Origin of the sequence: Saccharopolyspora sp. ASAGF58, assembly GCF_012277335.1 — a bacterium.
Taxonomy (GTDB): Bacteria; Actinomycetota; Actinomycetes; order Mycobacteriales; family Pseudonocardiaceae; genus Saccharopolyspora; species Saccharopolyspora hattusasensis.
In genome coordinates this window covers 5,834,518-5,850,870 of sequence record NZ_CP040605.1, presented here as the reverse complement: position 1 = coordinate 5,850,870, position 16,353 = coordinate 5,834,518, and the positions used below count along the sequence as shown (strand labels likewise).

Below are 16,353 nucleotides of genomic sequence, written 5' to 3'. Positions count from 1 at the left end.
GGTAGGCCGATACCGCGGTCCATTCAGATGCTCCAATTGATGCTGCGGTGCCGTGTCATGGAATTTCAACCTTCGCTGAGGGTTCCGGAGCCGAGTTGGCCGTGCCCGGTAGTTTCTTCGGGCGATACGTATCCGGGCTGAGGGAAAACGCCAACGCGCCCACTCCGCACACGAAGATCGCGATCGCGGCGACTGGCCAATAGCTCCCGGTCACGCCAACAAGCGCGACGGCGATGAGCGGGAATGGGCCACCAAACAGCGAGGAGGCGATCTCCCGGCTTGCCGAGAAGCCGGCAAATCGGCCGCGCATGGTGAATAGCTCGCTGAAGTAGGCACCTTGGGGCGCGATGAGCGCGGCATTTCCGACCGAGAGCCCGATGATCAGGGCGATGATGATCACCGCGTTGACACGCGTGTTCAACAGCATGAAGAACGGAAAGGCAAATGCGGCTCCTGATGCGGCGCCGAACAGGAGGATCGGCTTCCGGCCGTATCGGTCTGAAAGCCAGCCAAACAGCGGCACTGTGGCGGCCGTCGCGACACATCCAATACCGACACCGAGCGGCCCGATACTGGCACTAAGATTCAGCGTGCCCGCAATGTAGGTCGTCGCAAAGGTCAGATAGACATACGAGTTGATCTGCTGAGCAACCTGGCCACCGATTACGGTGAGAGCGGCCTTCTTTTCGTGCTTCAGGATATGCCGGAAAGGTGTCTTTGACACGACCCCGGTCTCCTTGGCTTCCCGGTAGATCGCGCTGTCCTCGATCTTGTTTCTGACAATGACAGCAACAACGATGGCGACGGCGCTCAGGAGGAACGGGATCCGCCATCCCCACGACAGAAACTGGTCCGGGCTGAGGAGATTGACGAACAACGCGAAGAGTCCGGATGCGAGCGCGATGCCGATGAAGACCCCCGATGCGGGCCACGCACCCTGGAAGCCGCGGCGTTCTCGCGGTGCCGACTCCATCGACAGGATTGATGCGCCGCTGAACTCGCCCCCTGCCGCAGCGCCTTGAACGATCCGAAAGAGAACCAGCAGTATGGGCGCAAGGATTCCGACGCTCGAATAGGAGGGCGTGAGGCCGATTCCGATCGTCGATAGACCCATGACGAAGATGGTGATAGTCAAGACTCGTTTTCGGCCCAGTTTGTCGCCGAGGACGCCGAAGAAGATGCCACCGAACGGGCGAGCGAAGTAGCCGGTTGCAAATGTCGCGAATGCGAGTAGCGTTCCGACGAACGGATCATGCGACGGGAACATGATCTTGCTGAAAACCAGCGGCGCCGCGGTCGCGTACAGAAAATAGTCATAGTACTCGACGACAGATCCGATAAGCGCCGCAAGAGCCACTCTCGCTGGCGAGCTGCCCTTACTGCTCGAAGCTGATTTCGTTGGACTGTTCACTTGGCTCATCTTTGAGCTCCACAGGTAGGTCATCGCGTTGTATCGAGACGCGAACGTTGATGATACTTCGGATTAACGATCTCGTTGAGCGAGCATCCTTTTCAAGTTTGGATGAAGATTCAGGCTGAGCTCTTTCTCATGCACCATCAGGGCTCCGGCCGGATATTCAGGAGCTACGTGGGTGGGGCCACTGGTGTCACCGCCTTACTCGGGGTCGTGTTGTCGGTGGGGTCGAGCATGGCCTTGACCACGGCGCGAGTGCGGGTCGCGGCGAAGGCCTGCTCCCACTCGGTCAGGGCGAACACGCTCGCCAGCGGTCGAGGGTCGAATGCGCCGCGGGCCAGCAGCGCCAGCGCGGCGTCCCAGCTGGACCACGACGACGACAGGGAGAACGCGATGTCGGCGGCCCGGTTCATCGCCAGCCCCCACGGGACGCGTATCGGCTCGGGGCCGGGGACCCCGAGCACACACATCCGGCCCTGGCGGCGCAGCGCACCGATGCCCTCAGCGATGGCCTCGGCCGCCCCGCTGGTCTCCACCACCAGGTCCATTCCGCGCCCACCGGTGCGGGCGTAGGCGGTGTCGGGAACGTCGCAGCGGCTGGAGTCCCAGACCTCAACACCGAGATCGGCGGCCAGCGCGAGTCGGCCGGCCGAGGACGGGCGGCCGACAAGCACGACCTGGCCCGCGCCGACCGCGGTGGCGGTGAGCGCGGCCAGGATGCCGATCGGGCCCGGCCCGAGCACCAGCACGGTCCCGCCGGGGGGCACCGGGGTGCGCTCGAACGCGGTGATCACGATCGACAGCGGCTCGACCAGCCCAGCGGCGACGTCGTCGACGGTCTCGGGCACCCGGTGCAGCAGGTCCGCCGGGACCGTGACCTGCTCGGCGAACCCGCCGTCGATGCCCCAGCCCGGGGACCGTTTTTCCGAGCACAGGTGCGCCAGGCCACGCCGGCACAGGTGGCACCGCCCGCACGCTAGCGAGTGAGGCTCGCACACCACCCGCTGGCCCACCGTCCAGCCGGCGACTCCGTCACCGAGTTCGCGGATCGTCCCGGTGAATTCGTGCCCCAGTGTGACCGGCGGCCAACTGGCGAACTCGTCGGCCACGATGTGCAGGTCGGTGCCGCAAATCCCGGCTAGCCGCACGTCCAGCACCACCCAGCCGGGCCGCGGCCGCGGCGTGGGCACCCGCTCGAGGACCAGAGCGTGGACGCCCCTCGCAGGCTTGCGCAGCGCTCTCATCGTCTGCGCGGTCTTCGGGTCGGCGCTCATGACATGCCCTGCACGAGGACCTTCACCCCGACACCGCGCCGCAGCTCGGCTAACGCCCCCGGCGCCTGGTCGAGGGCGACCGTGCGGGTCAGGAATGGTTCGGGATCGAACCGGCCGGAGACGATCAGCTCGGTGGCCACCGCGATGTCCTGACGGGAATACACCCGGGTTCCCACCACGGACAGCTCAGCGAAGGTGACCGCCTGCAGGTCGAGTGCGGGTGGGTTGCCGTAAACCCCCACTACGACCACGGTCCCGCCGGGCACGGCCACGTCGGTGACCACAGCGGCCACGGCGGGGTGCGCGGCGGCGTCAAACACCACCTCGGCGCGCAGCCCGACCGCGTCCGCGACCGTCTGAATACCCAGCGAGGCGGCGAACTCGCGGCGGGTGGGTACCGGCTCGGCGAGCACGACCTGCCCGGCGCCGGCGTTGCGCGCGCACAGTGCGACCGCGACGCCGATCGGGCCGCCACCGATAACCACCACGTCCTGGCCCAGCTGCAGCCCGGAGCGACGCACGGCGCGCACCGCGACCGCGAGCGGCTCGGCGAAGGCGAGGTGCCGCAGATCGACCGGAGAGGTGACCGGGATCAGCCGGTCGGCGTCGACCGCGACCAGGCGGGTCGCCCCGCCGGGGACATCGATCCCCACCAGCCGCAGCCGCTCACAGGTCTGCGAGCGCCCGGCCCGGCAGGCACGGCACGCCCCACAGGCGATCAGCGGATCGACCACCACCGCGGTGCCGGCCGCCAGCCCGGCAACAGGCTCCGCCACGGTGCCGGCGATCTCGTGGCCGATCACCAGCCCGGGCTTGGCTCGGGGATGCTCGCCGGCGCAGATGTGCAGGTCGGTCCCGCACAGCCCGGTGTAGCCGACCTCGACGAGCGCCTGGCCTGGGCCGGGCGTGGGTTCGGGAACGTCGGCGATGGCGACCTCGCTGCCGCCAGCCCAGGTCAGTGCCATCATCGGGGCACCTCCGTCGGACTCGCCTCGGTCACGCCGCCGACCACGGGGCTATTCACTGGGCAGCGCGGTGACCGGCCGGCCAGCACCCGTACCGCCTCACGGGCAACCTCCGTCTTGAGCCGCACGAACGACTCCTCGGAGTACCAGGCGGCATGCGGGGACAGCACCACCCGCTCGTGCCGGGCCAACGCGTCGCGGACGGCAGGGTCGATGGGTTCGCTGTCGAGCACGTCCAGTGCGGCCCCGGCGATCTGGCCGGCATCAAGCGCGGCCAGCAGCGCCGGTGTGTCGACCAGGCCGCCGCGGGCGGTGTTCACCAGCACCGCGGAGTCCCGCATGGACGCCAGCGCCCGGGCGTCGATAAGCCGCGCAGAGCGGGAGTCCAGGGTGGCGTGCAGCGAAATCACATCGCTGGACGCGAGCAACTCGTCCAGGCCGACCCGGATGATCGGCGTACCAGCCAGGGACCGGTCCTGCATGGCCTCGAAGCCGAGCACCCGCATCCCGAACGCGGCGGCGCGGGCGGCTACGGCCTGGCCGATCGTGCCGCATCCGACGACGCCGAAGGTGCGGGTGTCCAGCCGATGCAGCGGCCGGGCGACCTGGTAATCCCAGACGCCGGCGCGAACCGAGCGGTCGTATCCGGTGACGCCGCGCAGCAGCGCCATGGCCAGGGCCATCGTGTGGTCGGCGACCTCAGTGGTGCCGTAGTCGGGCACGTTCGCCACCCACACCCCACGGCGGGTGGCGGCGTCCACGTCGACGGTCTCCACGCCGACGCCGTAGCGGACCACGAGGCGTACGTCGGGCAGGGCGTCGAGCACCTCGGCGGTGATCGGGGCGTACTGGTTGACCAGGACTTGGGCCCCGCCACATTGTGCGATCACGTCCTCGGCGGTGCGGCACTGCGCGCGGCGCAGCCCGATTCCGGCGGGGTCGAGCACGCTGTGCTCTGGGTCGAGGTTGGGGTGGTCGGAGTCGGTGACCACCACTGGCGCGCTGAGGTTCTGGTCGGTCATGCCTGGCTCCCGCCAATCCGGTGCGGACGCAGCGCGTCGAAGTCGAGGGTCAGCCCGTGTCCGGGCCGATCCGGCGCAACAGCCACCCCGTCGACGATCTCCAGCGGCTCGGCCAGGTAGCTGTCGAGTCCGAACCCGTGGGCCTCCATGTAGCTGCGGTTGGGCGTGGCGGCCATCAAATGCACGGTCAGGTCATGCGCGCCGTGCGAGGTCAGCGGCAGGTTGTGCGCTTCCGCCAGCGCCGCGACCTTGCGGAACACCGTCACCCCGCCGATGTTGCACACGTCCGGTTCCGGGAAGCTCACCGCCCCCGCGTCGATGAGCTGCGCGAACTCGTAGAGCGTGTGCAGGTTCTCCCCGTTGGCCACCGCCAGCCCGCCGGCGCGCAACACCCGGGCGTTGCCGGCCACGTCGTCGGGAATGGTCGGCTCCTCCAGCCAGACCAGGTCGAATTCCGCTAGCGCGCGGGCGACCTTGATCGCCTGGTCCACGGTCCAGCCCATGTTGGCGTCGACCATTAGCGGGAACTCGTCGCCGAGGTGTTCGCGCATCCGCGCCACCCGCTCGACGTCCTCACGCCAGTGCGGCCGACCAACCTTCATCTTGATAGCGCGAAACCCGGCCTTGCAGAACCGATCGGCCTGCGCAAGCAGCTCCTCGACCGGGAACTCCAGGTCGATGCCTCCGGCATACACGGGTACCCGCGGGTCGTAGCCGCCCAGGTACCGCCACAGCGGCTGCTTCGCCCGCCGGGCCCGCAGGTCCCACAGCGCGATGTCCACCGCGGAAATCGCGGAAGTAGCGTGCCCGCCGCGGCCCGCGTAATGCAGCCCCCACCACATCCGCTGCCAGATCTGCTCGGTACGGTCTACGTCCGCGCCACGCACCAGCGGCGCCAGATAACGGTCCACCAGCACCGCGAACGCCTCGGCACCCGAGTTGACCGCGTAGGTGTAACCCACCCCGGACGCTCCGTCGGAGTCCTCGACCCGCACCGTCACCAGCTCGAAATGGGTCATCTCCCCGTGCTTGGCATCGGTCAGCACCACCGGCAGCGGCACCCGGTAGAAGTCTGTCCGGATCGCAGTCACCTTCGCCATGCGCCACTCCCGTTTAGAAAATCGGTTTTCTGACGCAGACAGTGCCTCCTTCCCGACGTCGAGTCAACCCCTGACATCGAAAAATTCCCACCGGAAACCGGTTTCCTGCTAGGATTACCGCAGCCTAAACGCGGGGGGTTCTTTTGCCGGCACAAGATGGAGCCAGCGGACGCGACCAGCGAGTGCGGCTGATCGACGTCGCGACCGCCTCCGGAGTGACCAAGTCGGTGGCCTCGCGGGTACTCAACAACGACCCCACCCTCAACGTGCGCCCCGAGACCCACCAGCGAGTCTGGGACACCGCCGCCAAGCTCGGCTACCGCCCACACGCCGGAGCCCGGGCCCTGGCCGGCGCCGAGGCCCGCGCACTGGCCCTGCTCATCCCCGACCTGACCAACCCCGTCTACTCGCGAATCATCCGCGGTGCCTACCGGCAGGCTCGCCGGCACGGGTATGTCGTCCTGCTCGCCGAGGACACCACCGACGATCAGGCCGGCAAGTCGTTCACCGAACTGGTCGAGACCGGCCGCGTCGACGGGTTGCTCATCGCCTCCGCCCGCCCTCACCACCCGCTGATCGGATCCCTGGCGCGGGTTCCGCACGTGTTCGTCAACCGCGAAGTTCCCGGATCTGGTCGTAACGTGGGCATGGACCTCGCCGCGGCCAGTGCCACCGCGGTACGCCACCTACACCAGCTCGGCCACCACGTCATCGGCATGGTCAGCGGGCCAGTCGACCTCGAGCCGGCCCGGGCCCGCTACGCGGGATTCGTCGATCAGATGCGCGCACTTGGTCTCGACCCCGGTCTGGTCGAGCGGGGCGAATTCAGTGAGGCGGGCGGCGCCGACGCCGCCGCCCGGCTACTTAGGGCGCACCCCGGTATCACCGCGCTCTACACCAGCACCCTCAGCCAGGCCGTTGGCGCCATGCATGCGGTGCGCACCGCCGGACGGCGGATGCCCGAGGACCTGTCGATCATCGCCTACGACGACTTACCCCTCGCTGACTACCTCGCGCCCCCACTGACCACCATCGGCATGCCCCTGCAAGCCCTCGGCGCCGCCGCCGTCGACGCCGTCCTCGACCAACTCGCCGGCCGGCCAACCGCCGACCGCACCATCGACACCCAGCCCGTCGTCATCGAACGCGCCTCGACCATGCCCCACGCCGGGATGGACGGCGCATAACCTGGATCGCACAGCCGGGCCGGTTGGAAGGCGACCAGCCCGGCCAGCAGATCCTGCTGGCCGGGCTGCCAAAGAGAAACCCCGCGACGACCTTGCCGCCTGCTCAGACCTGCATGAGTACGCCGGAATCAATTACCCATTCCGCACCTGTAACTTGGCTTGCCAATGGAGAGACAAGATAGGCAATCACGCGAGCGACGTCCTCGGGTTCGCTTACCCGTTTCGACAGTTGCGGACGAACCGAAGTGGCCATGTAGTCGACAATGCCAGCAAATTCGATCCCGCGGAGTTTTGCCACTTTCTCCCCGAAACCGCCGGGGCTTTCATAGATTGCCGTCCTGGTCAATCCAGGAGTGACCACGTTTGATCTGACTCCTTTGCCGGTGAACTCGGCGGCCAAGGTTTTTGACAGGGACAACAGTGCCAGCTTGGCTGCCGCGTAGTCGGGATTCAGCATTGTCCCCAAATGCGCAGAAGAGCTGGATACATTGACGATCGCGCTGTTACCAGATGCGAGGAGTGCCGGTAGTGCGGCTCTGCTCATGCGCCGCGCGGCATGGAAGTTCAAGTCGAACATGTCTAGCCACTGTTCCTCGGTGATGTCGAGGAAGCCGCTTCGGAGGTCCAACCCACCGGCGTTGTTGACCAATCCATCGAGGCGGCCGTGGCGTTCCAGTACTGTTTCGACGATGCGATCACTTGCTTGCGGGTCGGTCACATCGGCGATGACGTGATCGATCTGTCGATCCGGGTCGCTCGGCCCCGGGTTGCGGCTCACGCCAACAACCGTGGCTCCCTCCACTGCGAGCAGTTCGGCAGTTGCCCGTCCGATGCCGGCAGATGCCCCAGTCACGAGTATTACTCGATCCTTCAGTTCAAGGTCCATTTGCCTGCTCTCAAGATGTGACGAGATAGGAACGTGGGTGGATGGTTCCGCGAGGACCGGATTCGGCACAGTGTCTGCGCGTGTCCACGAGCGCGGAGACCAGCACCCCGCTCACCCAGAGGATCGCTGGCTGGGTAAACCTGTCACAGGAGGTTTCTGCCCCCAGGCTGCGATGCTCGCGATGCACAGGTCATCGAACGAGGGGCTCTCGATCTGGTCGGCAAAAGCCGCGAGCTCGGTTGCGGTGATCCCGAAGTCTGTATTCAGGTCGGCCGCGATGTGTTCGGCAGTCAGCCGCCACGCGCGGCCCATCGGAGTGGCTCCAACACCGTGACTCGAGGCGTGGACACCAGTGTGGACCAGCCCGTTCGCGCGCAACTGAGACGGGAACGCTCGCGACCATTCGTAGTCGCTTCCCATTCGCTTGGTGGCGATCGACAGCACGGCCTTGCTGACCCTGCGGTACAACTCATTTGGCGATGAATCGAACGGGAACGGCCCGGTGTCCTCCAGAAGGAGCCAGCCACCTGGGGCCAGCCAGCGGACGGCCTTGGCGAGCACGGCGTCACGCTCTTCGAGGTGCTCGAACACAAACCTGGAATGAATCAGATTGAAGGTGCCCGCGGGGAAATCATCGACAGTCGCATCGTGCTCGATAGTCTGCAAATTCTGAATAGCACCCCCATTAGCATTAGGTGACTCGCCGACCGATAGGGTTGAAATCTTCAACTTTCCTGGTACTTCGGCAGTACACCACAGCGGGGCGAACGAGGGAAAAAGGCAGAATGGTTGCCCGTTCGACTCGATCCATGCCCGTCCGCGAGATCACCGCGCACGGCCTCGTCGAGGCTTCACGGCCCTGCGTGACCTCGCCGATCGGGCTCGGAAAGCCGTTCTCGCCGACGATTTGATCGGCTACCTCGGCATCGACCGACAGCTCCACCTGGCCCTGCTGGCGCACCTCGGCCACCCTCGGCTGGTGGATATCGTCGGCCAACCCCGCGACCAGACACGGCTCTGCGGTCTCGACCGTTTGGTCGGCACACAGGTACCGGTGGCATCCATCCGGGAACACGACGAACTCCTCGACGCCGTCGAAGCGGACCGGACCGAAGACGCGGTCGAAGTCATGAGGCGACACCTCAAGCATGCGCGTGGGCTCTGGGCAGGCCGGGCCGAGTCCAAGTCCGACGGCTGAAACAACGCCGTCACACCTCGGCAGGGTTCGTTGCGGCTCGTGCGCGCCGCCGACGGCCCGGTCCTCGGACCGCACCTGGTCGGCGAGCGCGTCGGCGAACTCGTCGGCGAAGCCCAGCTAATCTACAATTCGTGCACGCTCGCCCCCACCCAGACCGAAGCCCTCGGCGAGGCCCACCTCGCCCTGGCAAACCGCTGCACGCGCACGGCTGACCAGCCCGTAGATCACCTGCGTACTTGCGGCCGGTTTCTCACGAGCCGCCGAGCTAGGCTGGAACAGCTATGACCGACGTGTCCGCGCCGCGCTTGCAGGGAAAATGGCCGACCGAGCTCACCAGCTTCGTCGGCCGGCGCAAAGAGCTGAGCCAGGTCAGGCAGGCGCTGTCCTCCTCCCGGCTGGTCAGCCTGACCGGCGTGGGCGGCGTGGGCAAGACCAGGCTGGCCTCGCGCGCCGCGTGGAACATGCGGCGAGCCTTCCCCGACGGTGTCTGGCTGGTCGAACTCGCGGGCCTGGAAGACGAGGGGCTCGTTCCACAAGCGATCGTGTCCGCACTTGGCATTCACGATCAGTCCACACGCTGGACCGCCGAGACAGTAGCCGAGCATGTCGCGGACCGGCGTCTGCTGCTGGTGCTCGATAACTGCGAACATGTGCTTCATACCTGCGCGCTCACCGCGGCGGCCCTGCTCGAACGATGTCCTGAACTGCGGATCCTGGTCACCAGCCGTCAGGCACTCGGCATCGCCGGCGAGTCCATCCTGCCGGTCTCCGCCCTGCAATGCCCGGATGCCGACAGCGATGTTAGGCCCAGTGCGTTGGCCGGTTACGAAGCTATCGCGCTGTTTTCGGATCGTGCGAAAGCCGTCCTGCCGGACTTCGTCCTCGATGACCGCAACGGACATGTCGCCTCCGGCATCTGCCGACGACTGGACGGCATTCCCCTGGCAATCGAACTGGCGGCGGTGAGCCTGAAAGTGCTGTCCCCCGAGCAGGTCCTGCGACGGCTGGACGACCGGTTCAGCCTGCTCACCACCGGCAACAGGGCCGCGCTGCCGCGACATCAGACACTGCGCGCCCTGATCGAATGGAGTTGCGATCTGTGCTCCGGCAACGAGAAGGAGCTGTGGGCACGTACCTCTGTCTTCGCCGACAGCTTCGATCTCGACGGTGCCGAGGCGGTCTGCGCGGACGAAAACCTGACCCAAGCCGAGGTTCTAGACGCACTGGCAGGACTGGTGGACAAGTCGATCCTCTTCCGCGATGACCGTGGCGGCCAGGCCCGGTACCGGCTGCTGGAGATTATCCGGCAGTATGGCCGCGACATGCTGCGACATTCCGGCCAGGAGACGCCGGTTCGCCAACGGCACCGGGACTGGTGCCTGAACCTGGCCGAGCAGATGCAGCAGCACTGGTTCGGTCCCGATCAAGCCCGTTGGTTTGCACGCCTGCGAACCGAACACGCCAACATTCGCACCGCACTCGAATTCTGTCTGAACGAGCCGACAGGTACCGTCGCCGGAACGCGCATCGCCGACGCCCTCCACGACTACTGGCGCGTGAGCGGACTCACCAGTGAAGGCCGCCGCTGGTGCGACCGAATCCTTCAGCATGGCACCCAGAAAGACGGCTACCGGCTGCGTTTGCTTATTAGTGCCAGCTACCTCGCCCTTCTGCAAAGCGATGTTCCCGCAGCATCCACTCTCATCAGCGAGGCCCGCACGCTCACTGCCGATCACGACGCGGATACGGCCGCACTGCTCCGGGTTACCGAAGCCCTCAGGGCGGCACTGCAAGGCGATTTCTCAAATTCGATTAAGCTCTGTGAAGAAGTGATCCCCCGGCTGCGGTTTTCCGGGAATCTGCCCTGGTTTTCCACCGACCTAGTCGTCCTCGGCACCAGCGCTTCGCTGCACGGCGACTCAGAACGCGTCACCGCCGCATATGAGGAACTTCTCGCGCTCTCACGCAAATACGGCGAAAGCTGGCGCTGCTCCTACGCCCTCTGGGGCCTCGGCGTCGAGGCCTGGCGCCAAGGCCAGCCACAACAAGCCGCCACACTCGCCCGCGAAAGCCTCGACCTCCTGCAGGAATTCAACGACCACCACTGCACCGGACTGTGCGCCGAAACGCTCGCATGGGTAGCCACAAGCGAAAACCGTCACGACGATGCCGCCCAACTGTTCGGCACCGCCGAAACCATCCGCCGCGAAGCCGGCGCACCACTGCTGACCTTCTTCAGCCACTACCACGACGAATGCGAACAACGGACCCGCCACGCTCTCGGCGACGACCAGTACCGTCACCGCTACGCCCAAGGAGCGGACGTCAGCCTCGAACAAGCCATCGCGTACGCCCGCGGCAAACCGCCACGCACCGAGTCCGCTCCCCGGCAAGAGCCGCGCGCACGCCTCAGCCGACGCGAGCGGGAAATCGCCGAACTCGTGCGCCAAGGAATGAGCAACAAGCAAATCGCCAGCAACCTGGTCATTTCCCAGCGCACCGCCGAAGCCCACGTCGAGAACATTCTCGTCAAACTCGGCTTCACCTCACGCTCCCAAATCGCAGCCTGGGCCACCGAGCATGACAACACCCCGCACGCCAGCTAAGGCCTGTTTCGAAAGTGGTTTGCGTAGCGGTGCGGGTAGCGGAACCTCAGAGGCCTTCTCGCGCATGTGTTCCCGACATCATGAATGCCAATTCACCGCGTCGGGGCTGTCCTCGCCGAGAGCACTTCGGCGGGCACAGCCCCTGAGAACCCGCGGCTGTGCCCGTTGAGTCCCACACCGCAAGCGGCTGCCGCCGCTTATAAAACAAGCTAATTAGTGCCGAGGGCGGAATTGACCTCATGGTCACCCTGCCTCGGTAGCCCCCTCGGTGACCAGAGCGAGCACTCGAGTGTTCGCCGAGACGTGCCGGGGCCTCCGTCGGCGCGCCTACCCGCAGCGAGCGCAGCAGGCAAGCCGCGTCGGTGGGTTCTCGGGCAGCTCTCCGTCCGGGAGCTGTGCTTCGATCTCACCGAACAATGTGGCGTAGCCGTCGATCACCGTACGGGGCACTTGTTCGTAGCCCGGCCGAGCACCGCGCGGGTGAGGTTGGAGTGACAGTGGAAATCGAAGTCCTCCCCGGTGACCAACCGGTTGACGTACGGGTCGCACCGGGCGCCGAGTAGGTCGTGCACGCGGCCACCGTGCTCATCCGGGCCGTAGCCCTCGAGGCTGTCCCCTGTGATGGTGAGCAGTGGCCGCAGGTAAGGCAGCGTGGACCAGATACGGTCGTAGGTGGATACGTGCGCACGCTGCAACTGGCGGGTCCGCGACGCCCACATCCGCTCACTCGGGTTGTGCCGGTGCCACACGTTGAGTTCGCCGACCCGCGGGCCGTCGACGGCAACGATCCGGCAGACAGCGCCAGCCGGTACTTCCAGGCCCGCCCGGAGCACGGCGGAATGATAAACGACTCGACCTGGATCCGCTGATCCGGTGAGGCGTTGCCGATGCGCCCGGAGGTCCCGGTCGGCAGCGAACGTGGTGTTCGCACCGGGCTGGTATGCGGCAGGGTAGGTGACCGTGGTGCCCAGGCCCACGGCGGTGGCCCGGATTGCGGTGGGAAGAGCTCGTTGGGATAGATCCATTGCAGGATCGTCGGACCGCCGATGGCGAGCGCGTAGAGCACGAACAGCGTCACGATCACCGGGGTCGGAGCGGTGGGCATCAGGCCGAGGAGCAGCAGCGCGACGGTGGCCACAGCGAACGGCCAGATCAGCAATGTTCGCCGGTTGAGCCGGTTGGCCACCAGTGTTGCGATCATGCAGCCGACCAGGAAGAACACGCCTATGGCGGCCGAGCCGAGGTTGGCCTGCCTCGGGTCGTCGAGATTGAGCGCGCTGAGCAGAGCGGGGCCGAAGGCGTAGATGGCGCAGACGGGCCAGAGCGAGCAGGCCCAGAACACCGCGACGAAGACGGTCCGACGCAGGTAGCCCTTGGAGATCAAACCGCGCAGGCTGGTTTGGCCGGTTCGGCGGGCAACTCGTCCAGCTCCGCGTCCGGTCCGAGTGCTTTGCGCAGCGCCGGCCTTGGCTTCCTCGGTGCGCCCCTTGGACAGCAGCCAGCGGGGCGACTCGGGTGTGCCGAAGCAGGCCACCATCAGCACGGCTGCGGGGATCGCGGGAGACAGCAGCATCCACCGCCAGGCGTCCGGGCCGAGCTGGAGAAGCGCCTCGCCGACCAGGTACGCGATGGTGTTGCCTGCCGCCCACATGGTCGTCAGCCAGCCGAAGCGGTGCAGGACCAACGACCGTGAGCGTTTTTCGGTGCTACGGCGCCCAAAATCACTCACGGCCAGGTGGCGACCTCCGCCGCGGCGGCGCGTGGGGTCGGTAGCGGAAAGTCGCGGCCGCCGCCATCCTGGCCCTGCTGGACCGGTTGGAGCTGCCGCAGGTCGTCCTGGGCGGATGCTCGATGGGCGGCTCCGTCGCGATGGCGGTGCCGCGGGCCGCGCCGCAACAGGTCGCGCGTCTGCTTCTCGTCGACACCAGGGCTGTCGCCGACAACGACGAGAGCGTGCCCACCGCCTCAAGGTCGCGGATGCGGAACGCGAGGGCACCGCGCGCTGGCTCGCGGAGAGCACCCTGCCGAACCTGCTGGGAAGCACGACGCGCGAAACGACGGCCAGAGGTCGTCGCCAGCGTCCGAGTCCCTGTGCAGGCGGGAACAACGTGAACACCCTCCCGCAACAGGTCAACGTCGTGCCGGCAGCGGCAACCCTGACAGTCGACCTGCGCGCCCCGGAGGAGGCGGTGCTCGCGAAGGCCGAAAGCGCAATCCGCCATTTCGCCGAAGACGTCGCCCTGGCCTACGGCTGCGAGCTGACCACCTGCGAGCGAATGTCCCGAACCGCGCCCGCGACGTTCGATCCGGCCGTGGTGGACCGGGTGGCCGACCGGGTCGAGGCTCGCGGCCTGCCAGGGGCGCAGGCTCTGGTCCGGCGCCGGGCACGACGCGCAGCAACTCGCCACGATCTGCCCGACCGCGATGGTGTTCGTCGTAGCCAACGTGACGGTATCTCGCACTCCCCCGACGAGTGGTCACTGCCCGAGGACTGCACCCTCGGCGTACAGCTCATGGCCAAGGTGGCAATCGGCCTGCTCAACGACTGACCGGAAGCCACACGATCACCCAGTGCCTTCCGGGCACGGCATCACCCACGATCGGTGGTCACCCGGGGTGGGCGCAATTTCTCGCGAAATTGCACCCACCCCGGGTGAACGGATGCTGCGATGCGGACTCCTGCCGCCAGCGGCATCGTTCTCGGGGAGGAGGTTGGCTAGCGTGGTTGCTGGGTTGTCGTTGGTGGCGGGTTGGGAGGCTGTCGGATGCGGGACGCGGTCGTGGTGCGGCATGCGCCCATCGCCCAGGATTTCGACGAGTCCGCGGTCCTCGACGGAGCGTTGGACTGGCTCGGCGTGCATCTGGTGTGGTTCGAACCGGACACCTGGGACGCGTATTTCCCGCCCCGCGCGTTTCCCGGCACCACGATCCTGGAACTGCTGTTGTTGTGCCGGTCGTTGCGTCGAGGGCCGCAGGCCGCGCACCACGACGAGTTCGTCGAGGCGGCACTGGACATCGCGGATCGGGTCGTGCACCACGAGGAGTTCCGCACCGATCTGTCCCAAGTGGACATCCAGTTTCCGTACCGGCTCTGGCTACTCGGCCTGATGCATCGGCTGGGCCGAAGCCCGCGGGAGCCGCTCGCCGCGGCGCAAAAGCTGGTCGATGCCCTGGACGGCGATCCCGGCAGCGACATCGGTTCGGCGCGCGGTCGTCTCGAAGTGGGTTACGCCCTGGAGCTGTGCGAACTCCGCCATGCCATGCCGGAACGGGCCGAGCTCTACGGCGCGTGCGGCGTGGCCGATCTCGATCCGGCGTCCGTCACCGAGGAAGACGCCTACGAATTCACCCACATCCTGTTCCACGCCACCGACATGGCCGCGCGGAGTTTGCCCTTCCGTGACGCCGCCGAGCGGGACAAGCTGGCCGCGGCGGTGCACAGCATGCTGGCCGGTTTCCTGGCCGCCGAGCACTTCGACCTGACGGCCGAGTTGTTGCTGTGCGCGGAGATCGTGGGCATCTCCGACGCCGGGGTCGCTGCGCGAGCGGGCGCCGATCTGCGGCAAGCGGATTCTCGGCAGCGACGCCCCCAGCCACTCCCGCATATACCCAGTGGGTTGCCGCCTCTGCGCTGCCGCACACACCCACTCCCCGTAAGCCCCGGTGCGGGTGCCGTCAGTCCGCCCCCGACCGGTACCCGCACCGGAACCACGCCCCGAAACAACCGCCCGAACACGGCTATTGCGGCGCAAAGCCGCTCACAAGTTCGGTCCGGTGCTGTAGCCGCCGATCCCCTTCGAGGCAACGGACCGCGCCTGGCCAAGGCGCGACAACCCCGTACCGCTGCCTTGGCCAGGCATCCAAACCTGTCTGCCTGGGCCGCGGTGGACAACCGGTGGGTGACCAGGACCGTGGTGCGGCCCGGCGAGAGCCGGTCGTACGCGGCGAGCACTGCGGCCTCGGTCGCCTGGTCCAGCGCGGCGGTGGGTTCGTCCAGCAGCAGGATGTCCGGCCGCACCAGGGCGGCGCGGGCCAGCGCGATGAGCTGGCGCTGCCCGGTGGACACGCGCTGGCCGCGTTCGCCGACCTGGAACCGGAATCCGCCGGGCAGCGCGGCGACCACGTCCAGCGCGCCGACCTCCCGCACCGCCGCGGTCACCTCGGCGTCGCTGGCGCCGGGGCGGCCGTAGCGCACGTTTGCCGCCACGTCCCCGCTGAACAGGTGCGGCTCCTGCGGGACGAGACCGAGGCGGCCCCGGTAGTCGGTCATGTCGTACTCCCGCAGTTCGATCCCGTCGACGGTGATCGAGCCCTCGCTAGGGTCGTACATCCTGGCCAGTAGCTTCACCACTGTGGACTTCCCCGATCCGGTCGCGCCGACCAGCGCGATCCGCTCCCCCGGCCGCATCCGGAGATCCAGCCCGGACACGGCCGGGGCGGCCGAGCCCGGATAGCGGTAGCCACGCCGCGCAGGTCGATCTCGCCGCGCAACCGCCGTGGCACCGGGACGGCCTCCGGCGCCTGCGGCACCGAGGTCGGCGTGTCCAGCAGCTCGCCGACCCGCCGCACGCCGACCTTGGCCCGCTGATAGCTGTCGAACGCCATGGACAGCTGTTGGAACGGCGCGAAGAACAGCGTGAGGTAGAGCAGGAACGCGATCAGCACCCCCGGCGTCAGCGTGCCGGCGACGACGCCCGGATG

General features: G+C 67.2%; 13 protein-coding genes and 4 pseudogenes. 7 read left to right on the top strand and 10 right to left on the bottom strand.

Going from position 1 to position 16,353, the window contains the following annotated elements; genetic code table 11:
- Positions 1-55: 55 nt before the first annotated feature.
- The 5 genes from FDZ84_RS27240 to FDZ84_RS27220 all read right to left on the bottom strand — a co-directional run bounded on the left by FDZ84_RS27240 (position 56) and on the right by FDZ84_RS27220 (position 5,775).
- On the bottom strand, positions 56-1,420 hold the full coding sequence (locus tag FDZ84_RS27240) for an MFS transporter (protein WP_168588197.1): 1,365 nt from the start codon (positions 1,418-1,420) through the stop codon (positions 56-58).
- 164 nt (positions 1,421-1,584) lie between these two features.
- Positions 1,585-2,688 carry a zinc-binding dehydrogenase gene (locus tag FDZ84_RS27235; RefSeq protein WP_168588196.1) on the bottom strand — a complete coding sequence of 368 codons (1,104 nt, stop codon included), beginning with the start codon at positions 2,686-2,688 and terminating at the stop codon, positions 1,585-1,587.
- Positions 2,685-3,656 carry a zinc-binding dehydrogenase gene (locus FDZ84_RS27230; protein WP_168588195.1) on the bottom strand — a complete coding sequence of 324 codons (972 nt, stop codon included), beginning with the start codon at positions 3,654-3,656 and terminating at the stop codon, positions 2,685-2,687. The genes FDZ84_RS27235 and FDZ84_RS27230 overlap by 4 nt, the downstream gene beginning before the upstream one ends.
- On the bottom strand, positions 3,653-4,675 hold the full coding sequence (locus FDZ84_RS27225; RefSeq protein ID WP_168588194.1) for a C-terminal binding protein: 1,023 nt from the start codon (positions 4,673-4,675) through the stop codon (positions 3,653-3,655). The genes FDZ84_RS27230 and FDZ84_RS27225 overlap by 4 nt, the downstream gene beginning before the upstream one ends.
- Complete coding sequence (locus FDZ84_RS27220) at positions 4,672-5,775, bottom strand: mandelate racemase/muconate lactonizing enzyme family protein (protein WP_168588193.1); 1,104 nt, start codon at positions 5,773-5,775, stop codon at positions 4,672-4,674. The genes FDZ84_RS27225 and FDZ84_RS27220 overlap by 4 nt, the downstream gene beginning before the upstream one ends.
- 182 nt (positions 5,776-5,957) lie before the next feature.
- Between FDZ84_RS27220 and FDZ84_RS27215 the strand changes: the two genes are divergently transcribed.
- Entirely contained in the window at positions 5,958-6,962 is a 1,005-nt protein-coding gene (locus FDZ84_RS27215; protein ID WP_210435134.1) for a LacI family DNA-binding transcriptional regulator, read from the top strand.
- A 103-nt stretch (positions 6,963-7,065) separates the two neighbouring features.
- Here the strand turns inward: FDZ84_RS27215 and FDZ84_RS27210 are convergent, their stop codons facing one another.
- Together FDZ84_RS27210 and FDZ84_RS27205 are read right to left on the bottom strand one after the other, a co-directional pair.
- A complete protein-coding gene (locus FDZ84_RS27210) occupies positions 7,066-7,848 on the bottom strand; it encodes an SDR family NAD(P)-dependent oxidoreductase (RefSeq protein ID WP_168588192.1) in 783 nt (260 codons plus the stop codon).
- Positions 7,849-7,959: 111 nt separating this feature from the next.
- The gene (locus FDZ84_RS27205) at positions 7,960-8,514 is read right to left on the bottom strand and encodes a methyltransferase domain-containing protein (RefSeq protein WP_210435133.1); all 555 of its coding nucleotides are present in this window, start codon (positions 8,512-8,514) and stop codon (positions 7,960-7,962) included.
- Positions 8,515-8,521: 7 nt separating this feature from the next.
- On the opposite strand from FDZ84_RS27205, the gene FDZ84_RS41065 reads away from it, so the two are divergent.
- The 3 genes and pseudogenes from FDZ84_RS41065 to FDZ84_RS27190 all read left to right on the top strand — a co-directional run bounded on the left by FDZ84_RS41065 (position 8,522) and on the right by FDZ84_RS27190 (position 11,652).
- Positions 8,522-9,046, top strand: coding sequence for an FCD domain-containing protein (locus tag FDZ84_RS41065; RefSeq protein WP_210435765.1), 525 nt, complete (start codon positions 8,522-8,524; stop codon positions 9,044-9,046).
- A gap of 24 nt (positions 9,047-9,070) precedes the next feature.
- A pseudogene (locus FDZ84_RS39390) lies at positions 9,071-9,258 on the top strand (dihydrolipoyl dehydrogenase); the annotation flags it as partial.
- Positions 9,259-9,327: 69 nt separating this feature from the next.
- Entirely contained in the window at positions 9,328-11,652 is a 2,325-nt protein-coding gene (locus tag FDZ84_RS27190; RefSeq protein ID WP_168588190.1) for a LuxR C-terminal-related transcriptional regulator, read from the top strand.
- 434 nt (positions 11,653-12,086) lie between these two features.
- Here FDZ84_RS27190 and FDZ84_RS27185 read toward each other — a convergent pair whose 3' ends face one another.
- Both FDZ84_RS27185 and FDZ84_RS41060 read right to left on the bottom strand, forming a co-directional pair.
- Complete coding sequence (locus FDZ84_RS27185; protein WP_168588189.1) at positions 12,087-12,677, bottom strand: urea carboxylase-associated family protein; 591 nt, start codon at positions 12,675-12,677, stop codon at positions 12,087-12,089.
- A gap of 26 nt (positions 12,678-12,703) precedes the next feature.
- A pseudogene (locus FDZ84_RS41060) lies at positions 12,704-13,303 on the bottom strand (MFS transporter); the annotation flags it as partial.
- Positions 13,304-13,467: 164 nt separating this feature from the next.
- On the opposite strand from FDZ84_RS41060, the gene FDZ84_RS41055 reads away from it, so the two are divergent.
- The 3 genes and pseudogenes from FDZ84_RS41055 to FDZ84_RS41050 all read left to right on the top strand — a co-directional run.
- A complete protein-coding gene (locus FDZ84_RS41055) occupies positions 13,468-13,764 on the top strand; it encodes an alpha/beta fold hydrolase (RefSeq protein WP_371812689.1) in 297 nt (98 codons plus the stop codon).
- Positions 13,761-14,201, top strand: coding sequence for a hypothetical protein (locus tag FDZ84_RS38065; protein WP_210435826.1), 441 nt, complete (start codon positions 13,761-13,763; stop codon positions 14,199-14,201). The genes FDZ84_RS41055 and FDZ84_RS38065 overlap by 4 nt, the downstream gene beginning before the upstream one ends.
- Before the next feature lie 216 nt (positions 14,202-14,417).
- Positions 14,418-15,212, top strand: a pseudogene (locus FDZ84_RS41050) (hypothetical protein); the annotation flags it as partial.
- Positions 15,213-15,517: 305 nt separating this feature from the next.
- Here FDZ84_RS41050 and FDZ84_RS39385 read toward each other — a convergent pair.
- Positions 15,518-16,344 (bottom strand): annotated as a pseudogene (locus FDZ84_RS39385) (ABC transporter ATP-binding protein); the annotation flags it as partial.
- Positions 16,345-16,353: the final 9 nt, after the last annotated feature.